The following is a 14,889-nucleotide window of genomic DNA, read 5'->3' on the forward strand; positions in this document are numbered from 1 at the left end:
GGAACCAGTCCGGCGAAGTGCTGCGGCGGGCTCGGCGTCCCCCGATATGCTGAACGGCAAGCCGGGGGACGCCCGGCCCGCGCCGAGACCCACCGGGACTGCCCTGATGACGCAACCGCCCTACGGCCAGGTGCCGCCACGCGGGACCGTTCAACCCCCGCCGGTGCCGGGTCAAGGACCGGTGCCGCCGGGCCAGTACCCAGGCCAGGCGCAAGGCCCCTACCAGGCCCAGCCAGGACAGGGTCCGTACCAGGGGCAGCAGCCGCCGTTTCAGGGTCCGCCGCCGCAGGGTCCGCCGCCGCAGGGTCCGCCGCCGCAGGGGCCGCCGTGGCAGCAGCCGCCGCCGTCGTATCCGGTGCCGCCGCGCAAGCCGACCGGGCTGATCGTCGGGCTGTGCCTCGGCGCGGTCGCGGTGCTGGCGCTGGGCGTCGTGGCGATCGTTTCGCTGAACCGCGGGCCGGGGCCGAGCAACGCCGGCTACCAGGCCGCGCCGCCGTCGCCGTCGTCCGCCTACCAGCTCCCGCCCACCAGCGGTTCGTCCGCTCCGTCGAGCGCTCCGGCCAGTCCGTCGGAAAGCCCGAGCACCTCCGCCACCGCGGGCCCGCACAAGATCCTCAAACTGGCCGACCACCCGATCCTGCAAGATCCCAACGCCGGCTTGCAGAACCGCGTCTGCGACCTGCCGCCGTGGGCGAGCACGCAGGACGGCGCGGAAGCGTTCTTCACCGCCGCGAGCAAATGCCTCGACGCGGCGTGGGGCCCGCTCCTCGAGTCCTACAACCTGCCGTTCACGCCGCCCGCGCTGCACTTCCCGACCGGGCCGAGCTTCGACACCGAATGCGGCACCATCCAGGTCGGCATCGCCACCGCGGCGTACTACTGCGAGAACAATCTGTACGTCCCGTTCAAGGGCCTGCAGACCGACCAGTACGGCAACAATCCGGGCGTCTACCTGGCGCTGTTCGCCCACGAGTACGGCCACCACGTGCAGGAAGTCGCGGGCATCATGGACGCCGCGTGGCAGAAGATCTACGCGGCCGGGCAGAACAGCCCCGAGGGCCTCGACATGTCGCGCCGCAAAGAACTACAAGCGCAGTGCTTCTCCGGAATGTTCCTGGGCGCGCACGTCGACCGCGGCGGCACGATCACCCGCGACATGTACAACAAGGCCTGGAACGACCAGGAAACCCGCGGCGACAACACCTCCCGCAGCCACGACCACGGCACCAACGCGCACTACGCACAGTGGTGGCGGGCCGGGGCGAAGGACAACCGGATCGCGGACTGCAACACCTTCGCCGCGTCCGCGTCGGATGTCAGCTGAGCTGTCCGGCACTACGGATGTAGTGGTTCGCCCGTTTCGCTTGGGGCGCGTCAGCTGAGCAGCGCGAGCTTGCCCGGACCGCGGATCACCAGGTAGGCGTACATCCCGCCGCAGAAGCAGGCGAACACCAGCAGCGCCAGCGCGATCGGCGCGCGCAGGTCCTGCGCACCCGCCGTGGTGTCCGGCATGGTGACCGGGACGATGCCGTCCGCCGGGGCGTCGTCCGGGACCAGCACCTGGAGATGCTCGTCCTTGCCGTGCCCGCAGCTGTCGAGGGTGCCCTGCCGCGGCTTGCCACCGAGCTGGAACGAGACCGATTCGGCCGCCCCGGCGACCGAACAGTCGACGGCCTTGGTGATCTGGGCGTCCACCGGCGCACCGGGGGACTTCGCGCGGATGCCGAGCATCCCCGGGCCGGCGAGCCATACCAGCACCACGACGAGCACCCCGACCGCGACCGGGATGCCCACCTGGAGCCACCGCTGGAGAGGGCTCTTATGCGGGGGGGCGGAAACCTGCACGACGCCATGCTTCCAGATGCCGGGGGCAAAACCCAGTGAGGTGCCCGCGCACGGGGGACCCCGGCCGGGGCCGCGTCCGCTGACCCGCACTTCTGCCCGCGCCGAACTGCCCCGATGCCGCATTGGGTGCGTTGGTCAAGCGCCGCGTCGAGGGTGGCGAGGGCATGGATGGAACACCCAAAACTTTCCTGGGGCCCGTCCCCCGCACCCAATGAAGTTTTCTGGGTAGCCATGGTGTGCGGCCTCGCTCGCCGCGATGTGCAGCACTGGCTGGGTCGCGTGGCTTCTCCGCTCCCGTTGACATTCACACCGGCCCGCCCGCGGCGCGCGTTGGCGAGGCCAGCGAGAGAAGCCGCCAGGCGCGTCTCGTCGCCCGACGCTCCACATCACCCTGGCAAGCACCGCTAACCCGAACCCGCCACACACCGTGCGACCGAGAAGACCTCAATGTGGCATCCGGCGCACCCACGCGCCCAACACCACACCGGACCGCCGAGAACCCCGGCGAACCTCAGCGTTCGATGTGATCCACCTGCGTGACTTTCTTGACGTACAGCAACCGGTCCCCCGGCTCCAGGGCGTCCGCCTGCGGGGCGTCGACGCGGTAAAGCACCCCGTCGCGCACCACGCCGAGCACCGTGTCCGCCAAGTGCCGGGGCGAGCCGCCTTCCTCGCTCGGCTCGATGCTGCGCTCGGCGATCGCCAGTCCGGATTCCGGGGTCAGCAGGTCCTCGACCATGTCCACTACGAGCGGAGTGGATGTCGCCATCCCGAGCAGCCGCCCGGCGGTCTCGCTCGACACCACGACCTGGTTGGCCCCGGACTGCTTCAGCAGGTGCACGTTCTCCGCTTCGCGGACCGACGCCACGATGTGCGCCTTCGGAGCCAGCTCGCGCGCGGTGAGGGTGACCAGCACCGCGGTGTCGTCGCGGTTCGGCGCGACCACTACTGCTCGTGCGTGCTGCACACCCGCGACGCGCAGGACGTCCGCCCTCGTCGCCGATCCGTGCACAGTGACGAGGCCGAGCGCGCTCGCCGCGTCCAGCGCCTGCTGGTCGGTGTCGACGACCACGACACGGTTGGCCTGCACCTCCTCGTCGCCGAGCAGCGCGTTGACCGCCGAGCGGCCCTTCGTGCCGAAACCGACGACGACGGTGTGGTCACGCACCTTCGTCCTCCACTTCTGGATTTTGAACGCCTGCCGGGAGCGCTCGGTGAGCACTTCCAGGGTGGTCCCGACGAGGACGATGAGGAAGAGCACCCGCAGCGGCGTGATCACGATGACGTTCACCAGCCGCGCGGACGAGGTGGCCGGAGCGATGTCGCCGTAGCCGGTGGTCGAGAGGGACACTGTCGCGTAGTAGAGCGAGTCGAGGAGGGAGAGGCCGTCGCCGTTCGCGTCGCGGTAGCCGTCCCGGTCGAGATAGACGATCAGCACCGTCGCCAGCAGCGCCAGCATGGCCCCGATGATCCGCTTGACGATCGCCCGCATCGGGCTGACCGTCAGCTCCGGCATCCGGATCACGCCGACGAGCTCGTGGTCGGGCCGGTCGTTCAACCGGACGTTGAGGGGCAGCCGTTTCAAGGCCTTCATGCACCGGCTCCCCGCGCGCGTTCGGCGTCACTCACAGCCGGGAGGATAACCCAATCGGAGCACCCGCACACCCGTCGCGGCGATCATGCTGTGGCAGGCTGGCCGCATGTCCGAGTCTCGCGCGTCGCAACGTCCGGCGCATCTTCTCGCCGCCCTCCTCGCCGGGGCGGGCGTCCTGCACTTCACCCGGCCGAAGCCGTTCGACGCACTGGTCCCGAAGGAATTGCCCGGTGACCGGCGCACCTGGACCTACGCGTCCGGCGTCGCCGAACTGAGCGTCGCCGCCGGGATCGCCCTGCCGCGCACGCGCCGGCTCGGCGGGCTGGCGGCAGCGCTGCTGTTCGTCGGGGTCTTTCCAGGGAATGTGAAAATGGCGTTGGATTACCAGCGGCGCGGCCGTCCGGCTCGGGACCGCGCGGTCGCGTGGTTGCGATTGCCGCTGCAGTGGCCACTGGTGAGCTGGGCGTTGACCGTGCGCGATCGGGCCTGACGCTTATTCCTGCGGAACGTTGCGCAGCAAGGCACGCAGGCCTTCCGCGTCCAGCAGGTCGGCCGGGCGCAGCGTGTGTCCATGCCGGACATAGTGGAAGGCCGCGCGTACTCGTTCCACCGGGACTTTCTTCAGCGCCGCCCACGCCAACCGGTACGCGCCGAGCTGAACGGCCAATGCTGGCAACCGTTCTTCGGACGGGACGGAGCCGGTTTTCCAGTCCACGACGGTCCAGCCTCCGTCGGGATCCGCGTATACCGCGTCCATCCGGCCGCGCAAGGTAATGCCTTCGACGTCCGCGGAGAACGGCACCTCCACCGCGACCGGGACCCGGTCGGCCCATTCGCTGTTCTCGAAAGCCTCTTGCAGGGCATCGAAATCGGTATCCGGTGCTTCGCCGACATCGGCCGCGCCCGGGAGGTCGTCGATCTCCAGCAGCCGGTCGCCGGAGAACCGTTGCTCCAGCCAGCTGTGAAACGCGGTGCCGCGACGCGCGAAGGTGTTGGGCGGCAATGGAAGCGGACGGCGCAGGCGTTGTGCGAGAGCGTCCGCATCGGAGGCCAGGTCCACCAGCTGGCTCACGCTCAGCTGCGCGGGCAGCGCAACGCGATCCACTGTGGACTGCGAACGGGCGCGTTCGGCGAGGAGAACGTCGGTGTCCGCGGCCCAGCCGTCCGGGTCTTCCGGATCGATGACGTCCTCGTCGTCTTCGAGGTATTCGTCGTCCGGCAGGTAGTCTTCTCCCTCCTCGGGTTCTGGCGGCAACGGGATTTCGTCGTCATCAGCGGCCGGAAGCGGCTCGGCTTCCGGTTCCTCTTCCAGGGCGGCCATTTCCGCCAGCAGCAGATCCACCCCGGTGGCCATGCCGGACCGCCGGTCGCCCAGCGGATCCACCGGCCACTGCGCCGTCCGAGAGTCCGCGACCAGCGGGTTCTCCTCGCCCTCCTCCGGTTCCTCAGCCCAGACATCCACCACGCCCAGCGGCGGATCGGCCTCGTTCATCACCTCGGCGATCTCGGCGAGGAAGATCGACGGTCCCTTAGCCCGCGTACTGCTTTCGTTCCACCAATGCCCGGAAACGAGCAGCGCCCGCTCGGAACGGGTCAGTGCGACGTAACACAACCGCCGTTCCTCGTCGGCCTCACGGGCGACGAACCCTTCCTCGTGCAGTTCCAGCGCTTCCTGCACTTCCTTGCGGTCATAGCCTTCCGCGATCTGCAGCTTGGGCAGGTCCGCCGCGTCACCACGCAAATGCGCGGGCAGCGCAGTCGAAGTACGCAACCACGACGACGAACGACGCTTGCCCGGGAACACCTCAGCAACCAGATGCGGGACAGCCACCACTTCCCACTCCAGCCCCTTGGCGGAGTGCACGGTGAGCACCTGCACGCGGTCCGGAACCACCTGCACCTCGCCGGGCGTGAGTCCGTCTTCCGCATGCGCCGCGGTGTTCAAGTAGTCCACAAAGGACAAAAGAGTCGCCGTCGGCGCGGTCTCCGCGTAATCAGTGACGACTTCGGCGAACGCGTCCAAATGCGCACGACCTGCCGACCCCGGGCGGGCAAGCGATTCGACATCAAGCAGCATTGTGCGTTCGACGTCCGCGACCAATTCCGGCAGCGACTGATCCAGCCGACGCCGCAGCGCCGTCAATTCCGCACCCAGCCGGCGAATTCGCCGGTACCCCGCCGCGGAATAACGCTCGGGCGCACCGGGTTCGTCGACGGCGTCGATCAGCCCGGCCTGCTCCGCACGTTCGGCGACCAATTCCGGCTCTTCGCCCTCCTTCGCACGCGGCTCGGGCGAGGTGAGTTCGTTGGCCCGGCGCCACAATGCCGCGACGTCCGCCGCCGCGATCCGCCAGCGAGCCCCGGTCAGCAATCGAGCGGCCGCGCTGCCGGCCAGCGGATCGGCGAGCACCCGCAGCGTGGACACGAGGTCGGCGACCTCCGGTTCGTCCAGCAATCCGCCGAGGCCCACGACCTCCACCGGCAGCCCGCGCATCCGCATTTCCGCCGCGATCGGCGCCATGTCCGCACGTCGACGCACCAGCACCGCCGCGGTCGGCGGCTTGCCGGATTCTTCCTTCTCCGCATGCCAACGCTGCGCCATCGCATCGGCGACCCACTCGCGTTCCGCGCGCACATCCGGCAACAGTGCTACCGCGATGTCCGCTGGACCGGCACCGTTCCGCGCCCGCAGCCGCTCGACGCCAAGTCCGCGCTGCCGCAACGGTTCCGAGATCGCGTTGGCCAGCTCCAGGATTTCCGGCGGGTTGCGGAAACTGGTGAGCAGCCCGAATTCGTGCGCGGTTTCGAGCCGCTCCTCGCCACGGCGCGGGAAGTCCGTGGTGAAGCGGGGCAGGTTCGCCGCACTCGCGCCGCGCCAGCCGTAAATCGCCTGCGCCGGGTCACCGACCGCGGTCACCGGCATCGGCGAATGCTCAACGCCGCCGAACAACGACCGCAGCAAAACCCGCTGCGCGTGGCCCGTGTCCTGGTACTCGTCCAGCAGCACAGCCCCGTACCGCTCGCGCTCCCCCGCCACCACCGCCGGATACCCGTCGGCGAGCTGCGCCGCGAGAGACATCTGATCCGCGAAATCGAGCGCGCCTTCCGCCCGTTTGCGGCGATGATAGTCCTCGACCAACGGCAGCAGCGCCAGCCGAAACCGTTGCGCTGCCAACACTTCCTGCAACTTCACCGGCAGCGAGGCGCGCTGGCCTTTAGCACGTGGCGCATTCTCGATGACCTCGCACAGCCACTCGGTGTACTGCCCGAGCTTCTCCGTCGAAATCAGATGCTCGCCAAGCTCACCGGCCAACGCGAGCAACTGCGCGGTGACCGTCGGCGGCACCCGGTCAGTATCCAGGTCATTGTCCCAAGTGGACACCACTCGATGCGCCAGCTGCCACGACGAAGTCTCCGACAGCAACCGGACACCAGGCTGCACCGGAAGCCGCAACCCGTGCTCCGCCAGCAACCGCCCGGCATACGCGTGATAGGTCAGCACCGTCGGCTCACCGGCGACCACAGTGGCCCGCAACGCACCCGAGGGATCGATTCGCTCCAGCAGCCCCGAACCGGCAAGCCGCCGCAACCGCGCCCGTACTCGCTCCCCGAGCTGACGCGCGGCTTTCCGGGTGAAGGTCAGGCCGAGCACCCGTTCCGGGCTCACGATCCCGTTAGCCACCAGCCACACCACGCGCGCGGCCATGGTTTCGGTCTTGCCCGCTCCAGCGCCCGCTACGACGAGCGACGGCTCGACCGGCGACGCGATCACCCGCGCCTGCTCGGGCGTCGGACGGTGCAGCCCCAGTGCGTCGGCGATTTCCGCCGGGCCGACCGGGTTGGCGAGCACCACCGGGCTCACGGTCCGGTCACCTGACGGCCTTCCGGACGCAGCGGGCAGCAACCGCGCGCTGGGCACCGGTCGCAGTCGGCGTTCTCGTGCGCCTGGTAGTCCGGGCCGACCGCGGCAGCCGCGGCCGAACGCACCAGTTCCAGCCACTCGCGCCCGTTGTCCTCGTCCATCGGCGGCTGATCCCGTTGGGTGGCCCCGGTTTTGTTGTTCCCCTTCGCGACATACACGAGTTTCGCGCCGCCGGGCGTCTTCTTGCCCTCGACCGCGCCCAGCAGCACCGCCAGCTGGTACGCCGCGAGCTGCGGGTGCTTCTCCGCGTCCGCACCGGACACCGGGACCTTGCCGGTCTTGATGTCCACAATCACCGGACGGCCGTCCTTGTCCATCTCGACCCGGTCGACGCGCCCGCGCAGCAGCACGCGCACCTCTTGTCCGCCCATCGGCAACTCGACCTCGATGTCCTGCTCGACCCCGGCCTCGATCAGCTCCTGCCGGGACTTTTCCAGCCACGACACGAAGTTGCGCAGCATTTGCTCCACCCTGGACCGTTCGCGCCGGGAGAACCACGGCGCGCCAGCGTCCACGCGCACCCAGGCTTCGTCCAACGCGGCCTGGATCTGCTCCTCAGTGCTGCCGCCCGCAATCGCCTGCGCCAACCCATGTACGAGGGTTCCGGTCACCGCTGCCAACTGCGCCGGATCGCTGCCGCCGTGCCGTTCGATCAGCCAGCGAAGCGGGCACTTCACCAGAATCTCCACGGTGGACGGCGAGATCCGCATGAGGTCGCCCGGACCGTGCACCGGATCCTCGGTGGACGCTTCCATCAATCCGTACCAAGTGTCTGGATGCGCCCCCGGAACCCCAGCCGCGGCCAGCCGGGCGAGCTGTTTCGCCGCCCGCTTCCGGCGTTCCGGATCGGTCTTGTCGTCGCACACGACCTCGCGCAGTTCGCCGACCAATTCGGCCAGTACGAGCGACCGGCCCGGCGGCTTCATCCGGGAGTCGAGCATGCCGTCGTCGGCGCCGTTCTCCTCAAGGTCGTCGAGGAACCGGGACGGCTGCTCGTCTTCCCCGGCCACCGCGGTCACCAGCAGCGTCCGGCGCGCCCGGCTCGCCGCGAGGTAGAACAGCCGCCGCTCCTCGGCGAGGATCGGCGCGACAGCGGACACCTTGTCGTGTTCGTCCACTCCGGACAGCAGATCGACCAGCCGCTCGACACCCAGCAACGACCCACGCAGCCGCAGGTCCGGCCACGCGCCCTCCTGCACCCCGGCGACCGCCACCACTGTCCACTCTCGACCCGCCGACGCGTGCGCCGTCAGCAGGGAAACCCCTTCACCCGGAATCGCCGCCGGAGCCAGCGTGTCCCCCGCGATGTTCTGCGACGACAGATAATCCGCGAACGCCGCGACGCTCGCCTTGGGCAACCGGTCGGCATACCGGCCAGCCGAGTCGAACAGCGCGACCACAGCGTCCAGGTCGCGATCAGCCTGCGCGCCAAGCGAGCCACCGCGATCCACCAACCGCAGCAATCGTTCCTGCAGCCCGCTCGCCTGCCACAGCTCCCACAGCACCTGCTCGACGCCTTCGCCGCGGCTCACCGCCTGATGCGTGACGCTCAACAGCTTGCCGACCCGCCGGACCGGCAACGCCTCGTTGTCAGCGAGACCGACGAGAATGTCCCCGCCGCGCAATGCTTCCACCAGCAGCTCGTCACTCGACCGCTGCCCGCCGCCAGCCAATTCCAGCCGGCGAAGACCACGCCGCAACCGGCGCAACGCCAACGGATCCGCCCCGCCGAGCGAGGAGGACAGCACCATCTCCGCGATATCGACGTCCAGCAATTCCGGCTCCGCCGCGATCCGCAATACCGCCAGCAACGGCCGTACCGCGGAGTGCTTCGCCAACGGCAGTTCCTCGGTAGCCGAACCGATCGGCACTCCAGCGGCACGCAAGGCACGTTGGAGCACAAGAAAAGTCCGCGCCGGAGAACGGACCAGCACCGCCATCTCCGACCACGGCACCCCGTCGACGAGATGCGCCCGACGAAGCTGATCAGCGATCCAGCCTGCCTCCGCGGCCGGCGTCGGCATCAGCCGGACCCGCACTCTGCCGCCGCGTTTCCCCTGCGGCGTCGCCAACTTCCGATGCGGCGAGGCACCAGGCAACGTCGCACCGAGCTTCGCGACCGCCGCCCGGACCGTCGGAGCGAGCCGGTGCGAGGTGGTCAGCAGGACCGTCCGGTCGCCGTCGTTGTCGGAATCGGCGAACAGCTTCGGGTCCGCGCCGCGGAAGGAAAACACCGACTGGTCCGGATCGCCGGCCACCACGAACTCCTCCGCGGTGTGCCCGATCGTGCGGATCAGCTGAACCTGCAACGGATCCAGGTGGTGCGCGTCGTCCACGAACAAATGCCGGACCCGGCCGCGCTCGCGTTCGCGCAACTCCTCGTCGTCCTCCAGCGCGAGCAACGCCGACGTCACCAGCTCGGCGGCGTCGAGCGCGGGAGCGGCAGGCAGGCCGAGCGCGTTGCCGCCCGCCCCCTGCAGCTGGGTGACCTCCTCGTACTGCGCCCAGAACTGCCCCGCGGCGACCCACTCCTCGCGGTCCTGGCGATGCCCGAGTTCGGCCAGGTCCTCCGGCCCGAGCCCGCGCTCGGCCGCCCGCATCAGCAGGTCGCGCAGCTCCTCGGCGAACCCGGGCACGGTCAGCGCCGGACGCAGCTGCTCCGGCCAGCCGGTCGCGCCCTCCTCCAGGTCGCCCTCCAGCAGCTCACGCACGACGACGTCCTGCTCGGCCCCGGCCAGCAACCGCGGCGGCGGCAGTTCCTCGGCGCGGGCCTCCAGGCGCAACAACGAAAACGCATACGAATGCACTGTGCGCACCAGTGGTTCACTCACCGTGCGCGGCAGCGGAGACTCCTGATCCGGGTCCGACGTGAGCCGCCGCGTGAGGTCGGCCCGCAGCGCGTCGGCCGCCCGGCGGGACGTCGTGAGCAGCAGCACGCTCTCCGGATCCGCCCCCTCGGCGATCCGGCGCGCGGCAGCGGTGGCGAGCAACGCCGTCTTGCCCGTTCCCGGCCCGCCGAGCACACGGCGGAATCCAGCGGGTGCCGACAGCAGCCGCCGAGCGTCCTCGTCCCAGGTGAACGTGGGTGCGGCGGGGACCGGCGGGCGCACCAGCCGCGCCTGCCCGTTTCCCGCTCTCCGCACGTGCACATCAGCGATGGAACCATGCCCGCTCACCCGGGTGGCGCACCGGCACACCCCTCGGCGGGACTATCATCTGCCGGGTCATGAACGACGAACTGCACGAGCGGATACGCGCAGTCATCGCCGACGTACCGGCGGGGACAGTCGCGACGTACGGTGACGTCGCAGCGCTCTCCGGTGCTCCCTCTCCGCGCATGGTCGGCCGCGCCCTCGCCGAGGACGGCCACGACCTGCCCTGGCACCGCATCCTCCGCGCGAACGGGACCCCCGCGCCGCATCTGCTGCACGAACAGCTGGAGCGACTGCGCGCCGAGGGCGTGCTCGCGGACGGCGAGAAGGTGGACCTGCGGAAGTACCGCTGGCGACCGGACGGCGACGAGCCCGGCGAGGACGAGCCGCCCGGCTTGTTCTAGAGCTTCCGCACGACCGCACTCCGGCAGAAGTACGTGAGGGGAACCCTGATTCCTTCAGGGTTCCCCTCACGTACCTCCGCAGCGCACCCACGCCGACGCCGCCTCCCGGGCGACCAGCCTCGTACTCCGGCTCCCGGACAACCGCTCTCGCGCGACGCCTCCCGGACAACCGCTTCCGCACGACGGCTCCCAGGCGACCGCTTCCGCACAACGCCTCCCGGGCGACCAGCCTCGTACTCCGGTTCCCGGACAACCGCTTCCGCACGACGCCTCCCGGACAACCGCTTCCGCACGACGCCTCCCGAGCGACCGCTCTCGCACGACGGGCTTGCGGGCGGCGCTGCGGCCCTGCAGGCATCCGCGCCGATGCGGCATTGGGTGCCTCAGCTGCACCCAATGTGGCGTTCGATGCGCCCAGCGCGCCCCATGATGCTCCTGTGACCACCAGGCCGCCCGGGCAGTCTCACAGTTGTCAAAGGGTGAGGTGGTGGAATGCGGCTGGGTTGTCAAGGGTGAGGTGGTGGAATGCGGCGAGGTCTGCTGAGGTATGGGGGCGCAACCTGGCTCCGGCCCGGAAACCGTGGCGTCCGCCATCCTCCGCAGCCATAGCCCGCCCCGCCATTTTTAGGTTAGCCTCACCTCATGAGCGTCCTGACTTACCACCCCGGCAGGGTCACCGCGGTCCGGCGGGTCACCCCGCACATGGCCCGGGTCACCTTCGACTGCCCGGGTCTCGCGGCGGCGGGCCCGGCGGCGCCGGACGCGTACGTGAAGGTGTTCTTCCCGCTCCCCGGGCACGAGGAGCCGCACCTGCCGCCCGCCGAGATGGGTGAGGACGACGTCCTGTCCTGGTACCGCCGGTACCTCGCGATGCCCGACGACGTCCGGCCGCCGATGCGGACGTACACGGTGCGCGCGGCGCGTCCGGAGAGCGGCGAGGTGGACGTCGACTTCGTGCTGCACGAGGAAAGCGGCGGCCCGGCGTCGACCTGGGCCGGGCAGGCGGAGGTCGGCGGCCGGGTGGCGTTCCTCGGGCCGCACGGGCTGTACGACGTGCCGGACGGGACGACGTGGCAACTGCTGGTCGGCGACGAGACCGCGCTGCCGGCGATCGGCGGGATCCTTGAGCGGCTGCCGCAGTCGGCGCGCGCGTCGGTGTACGTCGAGATTCCGGACCGCGCGGAACGACAGACCTTCGAGACCAACGGTGCGGTCGAGGTGCACTGGGTGGTCCGCGGTGCGCGTACGCACGGCGAAGCCCTCGTAGACGCCGTACGCGCGGCCGAGCTGCCTAACGGCACGCCGTACGCGTGGGTCTCCGGAGAAGCAGGCGTCGTGAAGCTCGTTCGGCGGCACCTTCTCCGCGAACGCGGCTTCGACAAGACAGCCATCTGCTTCACCGGCTACTGGCGACAAGGCCTCAGCGAAGAAGCCGCGGGGCGGCAGCAGGCCGAAGCGTCTTAACCGAGCTTCGCGACCACCAGCTTCACCAACGCGCCGAGCCGCTGACGCTCCGGCTGCAACGTGCTGATCCCGGCTGTCTCCAACGGTGCCGCGGTCACCGGGCCAACGCACGCGCAGACGACCGTGCCACCGCGCAGGATCTCGCGCAGCTCCGTGCCGTGGCCGGATTCGTCGGCGAGAGTCAGGAAGTTCGTCGCGGCCGGGGCGCTGGTGAAGACCAACGCGGCCAGTTCTCCGGACAGCACCTCGTGGATCAACGAGAACACCGGCTCCGGATTCGGCGGTGTGTGCCAGCGGTAAGGCTGCACGGCGAGGACCGACGCCCCGGCCGCGGCGAGCGGCTCGGTGAACTCCGGCAACGGCGCGCCGTGCAGTTGCAGCGCGACGCGTGCGCCCCCGACACCGGCTTCGGTGAGCGCGCCGAACAGCTCGTCGTTGGTTTCGCTGGGCGCGGAGTACTCCTCACGCAGGCCGACGCCCCGCACCGCGCCCACCGCTTTCGGCCCGCGCGCGAAGATGCGCGACCCGGCCAGGGCGTCCAGCAGCGCCTCGCGAAGTCCCCAGCCCTCGGCGGCGTCGAGCCAGCCGCGGAACCCGGCTCCGGTGGTGACCGCAGTGAGGTCGACCGGCGCGGCGAGCACGGCTTCGGTGCCGCGGCGCAGTTCCGGATCGTCGGCCAGCGGGACGATCGTGATCGTCGGCGCGTGCCGCACTTCCGCGCCGTGCCGGAGCAACGCGCCGATCAGGTCGTCCGCGCGCCGCTCGGCCGTGACGCCGATCCGCACGCCGTCCAGCTCACCCATTCGCTTGCCTCATCTCTCACGAAACCCGCCGGGCTGCCCACAGCACACCGCCCGAGAAACCTCCACGCCACTCCGCCGCAGCGCCCCGCCCAGCTCACCTCTCTACTCGTCCCATTCCGGCGAAGCCGTGCCGGCCAGCCGAGCCCCGCCACTGCCATCTCCGCGCCGCAGCAACACCCTGATCAGCTCACCCCATCTCCGGCGAAGACGTGCCGGGCAGCCAGCCGAACCCACGCACTACGCCGCGACACCACTCCGTCCAGCTCATCCATATGCCTGCCCCATCTCCCGGATCGCCGCCGCCAGCTCCATCCGCAGCTCCTCTGGCGCGAGCACCTCCAGATGCGGTCCGAACCGCAGCAGTTCGCCGATCGCCGCTTCGCCCGGTTCGACCGGCAGGTCGATCGTCAACCATCCGTCGCTGTCCGGTTCCGCTCCGGCGGCGACTGCCTCGCGAAGCGCGCGAGCGCCGACGCTGCCCACGTAGAACGGTACGAGAGCTTGGGCCCGCGGCGAGAGGCGGACTGTCGCCTTTCGGGGGTACATCCGGCGTTCGAACTGCTCCGACCACTCCTGCCAGTAACGAGCGAGGTCGAATTCCGCCGGTCGCTCGAACTCCTCGCCGAGGTCGGTCAGCTCGTGGATGCGCGAAATCCGGTAGGTGCGATCGGTCCCCTCGCACCGGGCGGCGAGGTACCAGTTGCCTGCTTTGAGGATCAGCCCGAGCGGCTCCAGCACTCGCTCGACCTCGCGCTGACCCCACCGTTCGTACCGGACGCGGATCCGCCGCGCGGCCCACACCGCGTCCGCGACCGCCGACAGCGCCGGCAGGCTTTCGATGCCGCGATGCCAGCCGGGAACGTCGAGGTAGAACCGTTCGGCGACACGACCGGCGCGGCCGCGCAGCTCGTGGGGCAACGCGGCGTACAGCTTGAGCTGCGCCGCTGCCAGCACCGTGCCGAGCCCCAGCTCCGCGGCCGCCACCGGAAGTCCGGCCAGCGCCAGCGACTGGGCTTCGTCCTCGTTCAGACCGGTCAGCCGGGTCCGGTAGCCGTCGACGAGCTGGTAGCCGCCACTGCGGCCGCGATCGGCGTACACCGGCACGCCCGAGGCCGACAGCGCCTCGATGTCCCGGTACACCGTCCGGACCGAAACCTCCAGCTCAGCGGCCAGTTCCTCGGCGGTCATCCGGCCGCGGTCCTGCAGCAGGAGAAGCACGGTGAGCAAACGGCCGGCACGCATGCGGCAAGTATGACTGAAATACCTGACACAAGATGGCAGGTATGGGTGATGGGGTGAGCGGCATGGACACGTTTGGCATGACGAAGTGGGAAGAGCACGTGGCGAGCGGCGAGGAGGGCGGCCCGCGCGTCGCCTGCGTGCACGCCGCGATGGAGTACTCCGGCGTGATCCAGGGTGCGGCCACGGGCGACTACCTGCTGTACTACCCGGGCGAGGGCTACGACGGCGGCGCGACCACGTCGCCGGGCTACGACCGGTTCGACGGCACTGTCGACGGCCGCCGCGGCACGTTCGTCGTCCGCCAGGAGTGGAGCTTCGATCCGAAGAGCATCAGCTCGAAATTCGAGGTCGTGCCGGGCTCTGGGACCGGCGAACTGGCAGCCATCGGCGGCACCGGCACAGTGCACGGGGTGCTGGGCGAGCCGACCGTGTCCTACACCTTCGACTACACGCTCTGAAGGAG

The 14,889-nt window shown here is 70.0% G+C and carries 11 protein-coding genes; 5 read left to right on the top strand and 6 right to left on the bottom strand.

The window, feature by feature from the left end; all coding sequences use genetic code 11:
* Positions 1-106: 106 nt before the first annotated feature.
* Positions 107-1,324: a neutral zinc metallopeptidase gene (locus BM362_RS40290; RefSeq protein ID WP_244287439.1), complete on the top strand. Its 1,218-nt coding sequence runs from the start codon at positions 107-109 to the stop codon at positions 1,322-1,324.
* Positions 1,325-1,374: 50 nt separating this feature from the next.
* On the opposite strand, the gene BM362_RS40295 is transcribed toward BM362_RS40290, so the two are convergent.
* Entirely contained in the window at positions 1,375-1,794 is a 420-nt protein-coding gene (locus tag BM362_RS40295) for a hypothetical protein (RefSeq protein WP_093576715.1), read from the bottom strand.
* Positions 1,795-2,356: 562 nt separating this feature from the next.
* Positions 2,357-3,439 carry a potassium channel family protein gene (locus BM362_RS40300; RefSeq protein WP_067585919.1) on the bottom strand — a complete coding sequence of 361 codons (1,083 nt, stop codon included), beginning with the start codon at positions 3,437-3,439 and terminating at the stop codon, positions 2,357-2,359.
* 106 nt (positions 3,440-3,545) lie between these two features.
* Between BM362_RS40300 and BM362_RS40305 the strand changes: the two genes are divergently transcribed.
* On the top strand, positions 3,546-3,929 hold the full coding sequence (locus BM362_RS40305; protein WP_067586121.1) for a DoxX family protein: 384 nt from the start codon (positions 3,546-3,548) through the stop codon (positions 3,927-3,929).
* Positions 3,930-3,932: 3 nt separating this feature from the next.
* Here BM362_RS40305 and BM362_RS40310 read toward each other — a convergent pair whose 3' ends face one another.
* A complete protein-coding gene (locus BM362_RS40310; RefSeq protein ID WP_093576716.1) occupies positions 3,933-7,301 on the bottom strand; it encodes an ATP-dependent helicase in 3,369 nt (1,122 codons plus the stop codon).
* A complete protein-coding gene (locus BM362_RS40315) occupies positions 7,298-10,471 on the bottom strand; it encodes an ATP-dependent helicase (protein WP_093576717.1) in 3,174 nt (1,057 codons plus the stop codon). The genes BM362_RS40310 and BM362_RS40315 overlap by 4 nt, the downstream gene beginning before the upstream one ends.
* 116 nt (positions 10,472-10,587) lie before the next feature.
* Between BM362_RS40315 and BM362_RS40320 the strand changes: the two genes are divergently transcribed.
* Positions 10,588-10,917 carry an MGMT family protein gene (locus BM362_RS40320; RefSeq protein WP_067585909.1) on the top strand — a complete coding sequence of 110 codons (330 nt, stop codon included), beginning with the start codon at positions 10,588-10,590 and terminating at the stop codon, positions 10,915-10,917.
* A gap of 642 nt (positions 10,918-11,559) precedes the next feature.
* Entirely contained in the window at positions 11,560-12,381 is an 822-nt protein-coding gene (locus tag BM362_RS40325; protein WP_093576718.1) for a siderophore-interacting protein, read from the top strand.
* Here BM362_RS40325 and BM362_RS40330 read toward each other — a convergent pair.
* Complete coding sequence (locus BM362_RS40330) at positions 12,378-13,184, bottom strand: uroporphyrinogen-III synthase (RefSeq protein WP_093576719.1); 807 nt, start codon at positions 13,182-13,184, stop codon at positions 12,378-12,380. The two genes, BM362_RS40325 and BM362_RS40330, sit on opposite strands and share 4 nt — an antisense overlap.
* 264 nt (positions 13,185-13,448) lie before the next feature.
* Positions 13,449-14,426 carry a helix-turn-helix transcriptional regulator gene (locus BM362_RS40335; protein ID WP_067585900.1) on the bottom strand — a complete coding sequence of 326 codons (978 nt, stop codon included), beginning with the start codon at positions 14,424-14,426 and terminating at the stop codon, positions 13,449-13,451.
* Positions 14,427-14,488: 62 nt separating this feature from the next.
* On the opposite strand from BM362_RS40335, the gene BM362_RS40340 reads away from it, so the two are divergent.
* Entirely contained in the window at positions 14,489-14,884 is a 396-nt protein-coding gene (locus BM362_RS40340; protein ID WP_067585897.1) for a DUF3224 domain-containing protein, read from the top strand.
* Positions 14,885-14,889: the final 5 nt, after the last annotated feature.

The sequence above is a fragment of the Amycolatopsis rubida genome (assembly GCF_900115345.1).
Classification (GTDB): Bacteria; Actinomycetota; Actinomycetes; order Mycobacteriales; family Pseudonocardiaceae; genus Amycolatopsis; species Amycolatopsis rubida.

Bases quoted from the DNA above. Each gene is read 5' to 3' on its own strand.
- BM362_RS40300 (WP_067585919.1), bottom strand. From the start codon at position 3,439: ATGAAGGCCTTGAAACGGCTGCCCCTCAACGTCCGGTTGAACGACCGG.
- BM362_RS40330 (WP_093576719.1), bottom strand. From the start codon at position 13,184: ATGGGTGAGCTGGACGGCGTGCGGATCGGCGTCACGGCCGAGCGGCGC.
- BM362_RS40325 (WP_093576718.1), top strand. From the start codon at position 11,560: ATGAGCGTCCTGACTTACCACCCCGGCAGGGTCACCGCGGTCCGGCGG.
- BM362_RS40320 (WP_067585909.1), top strand. From the start codon at position 10,588: ATGAACGACGAACTGCACGAGCGGATACGCGCAGTCATCGCCGACGTA.
- BM362_RS40335 (WP_067585900.1), bottom strand. From the start codon at position 14,426: ATGCGTGCCGGCCGTTTGCTCACCGTGCTTCTCCTGCTGCAGGACCGC.
- BM362_RS40290 (WP_244287439.1), top strand. From the start codon at position 107: ATGACGCAACCGCCCTACGGCCAGGTGCCGCCACGCGGGACCGTTCAA.
- BM362_RS40340 (WP_067585897.1), top strand. From the start codon at position 14,489: ATGGACACGTTTGGCATGACGAAGTGGGAAGAGCACGTGGCGAGCGGC.
- BM362_RS40305 (WP_067586121.1), top strand. From the start codon at position 3,546: ATGTCCGAGTCTCGCGCGTCGCAACGTCCGGCGCATCTTCTCGCCGCC.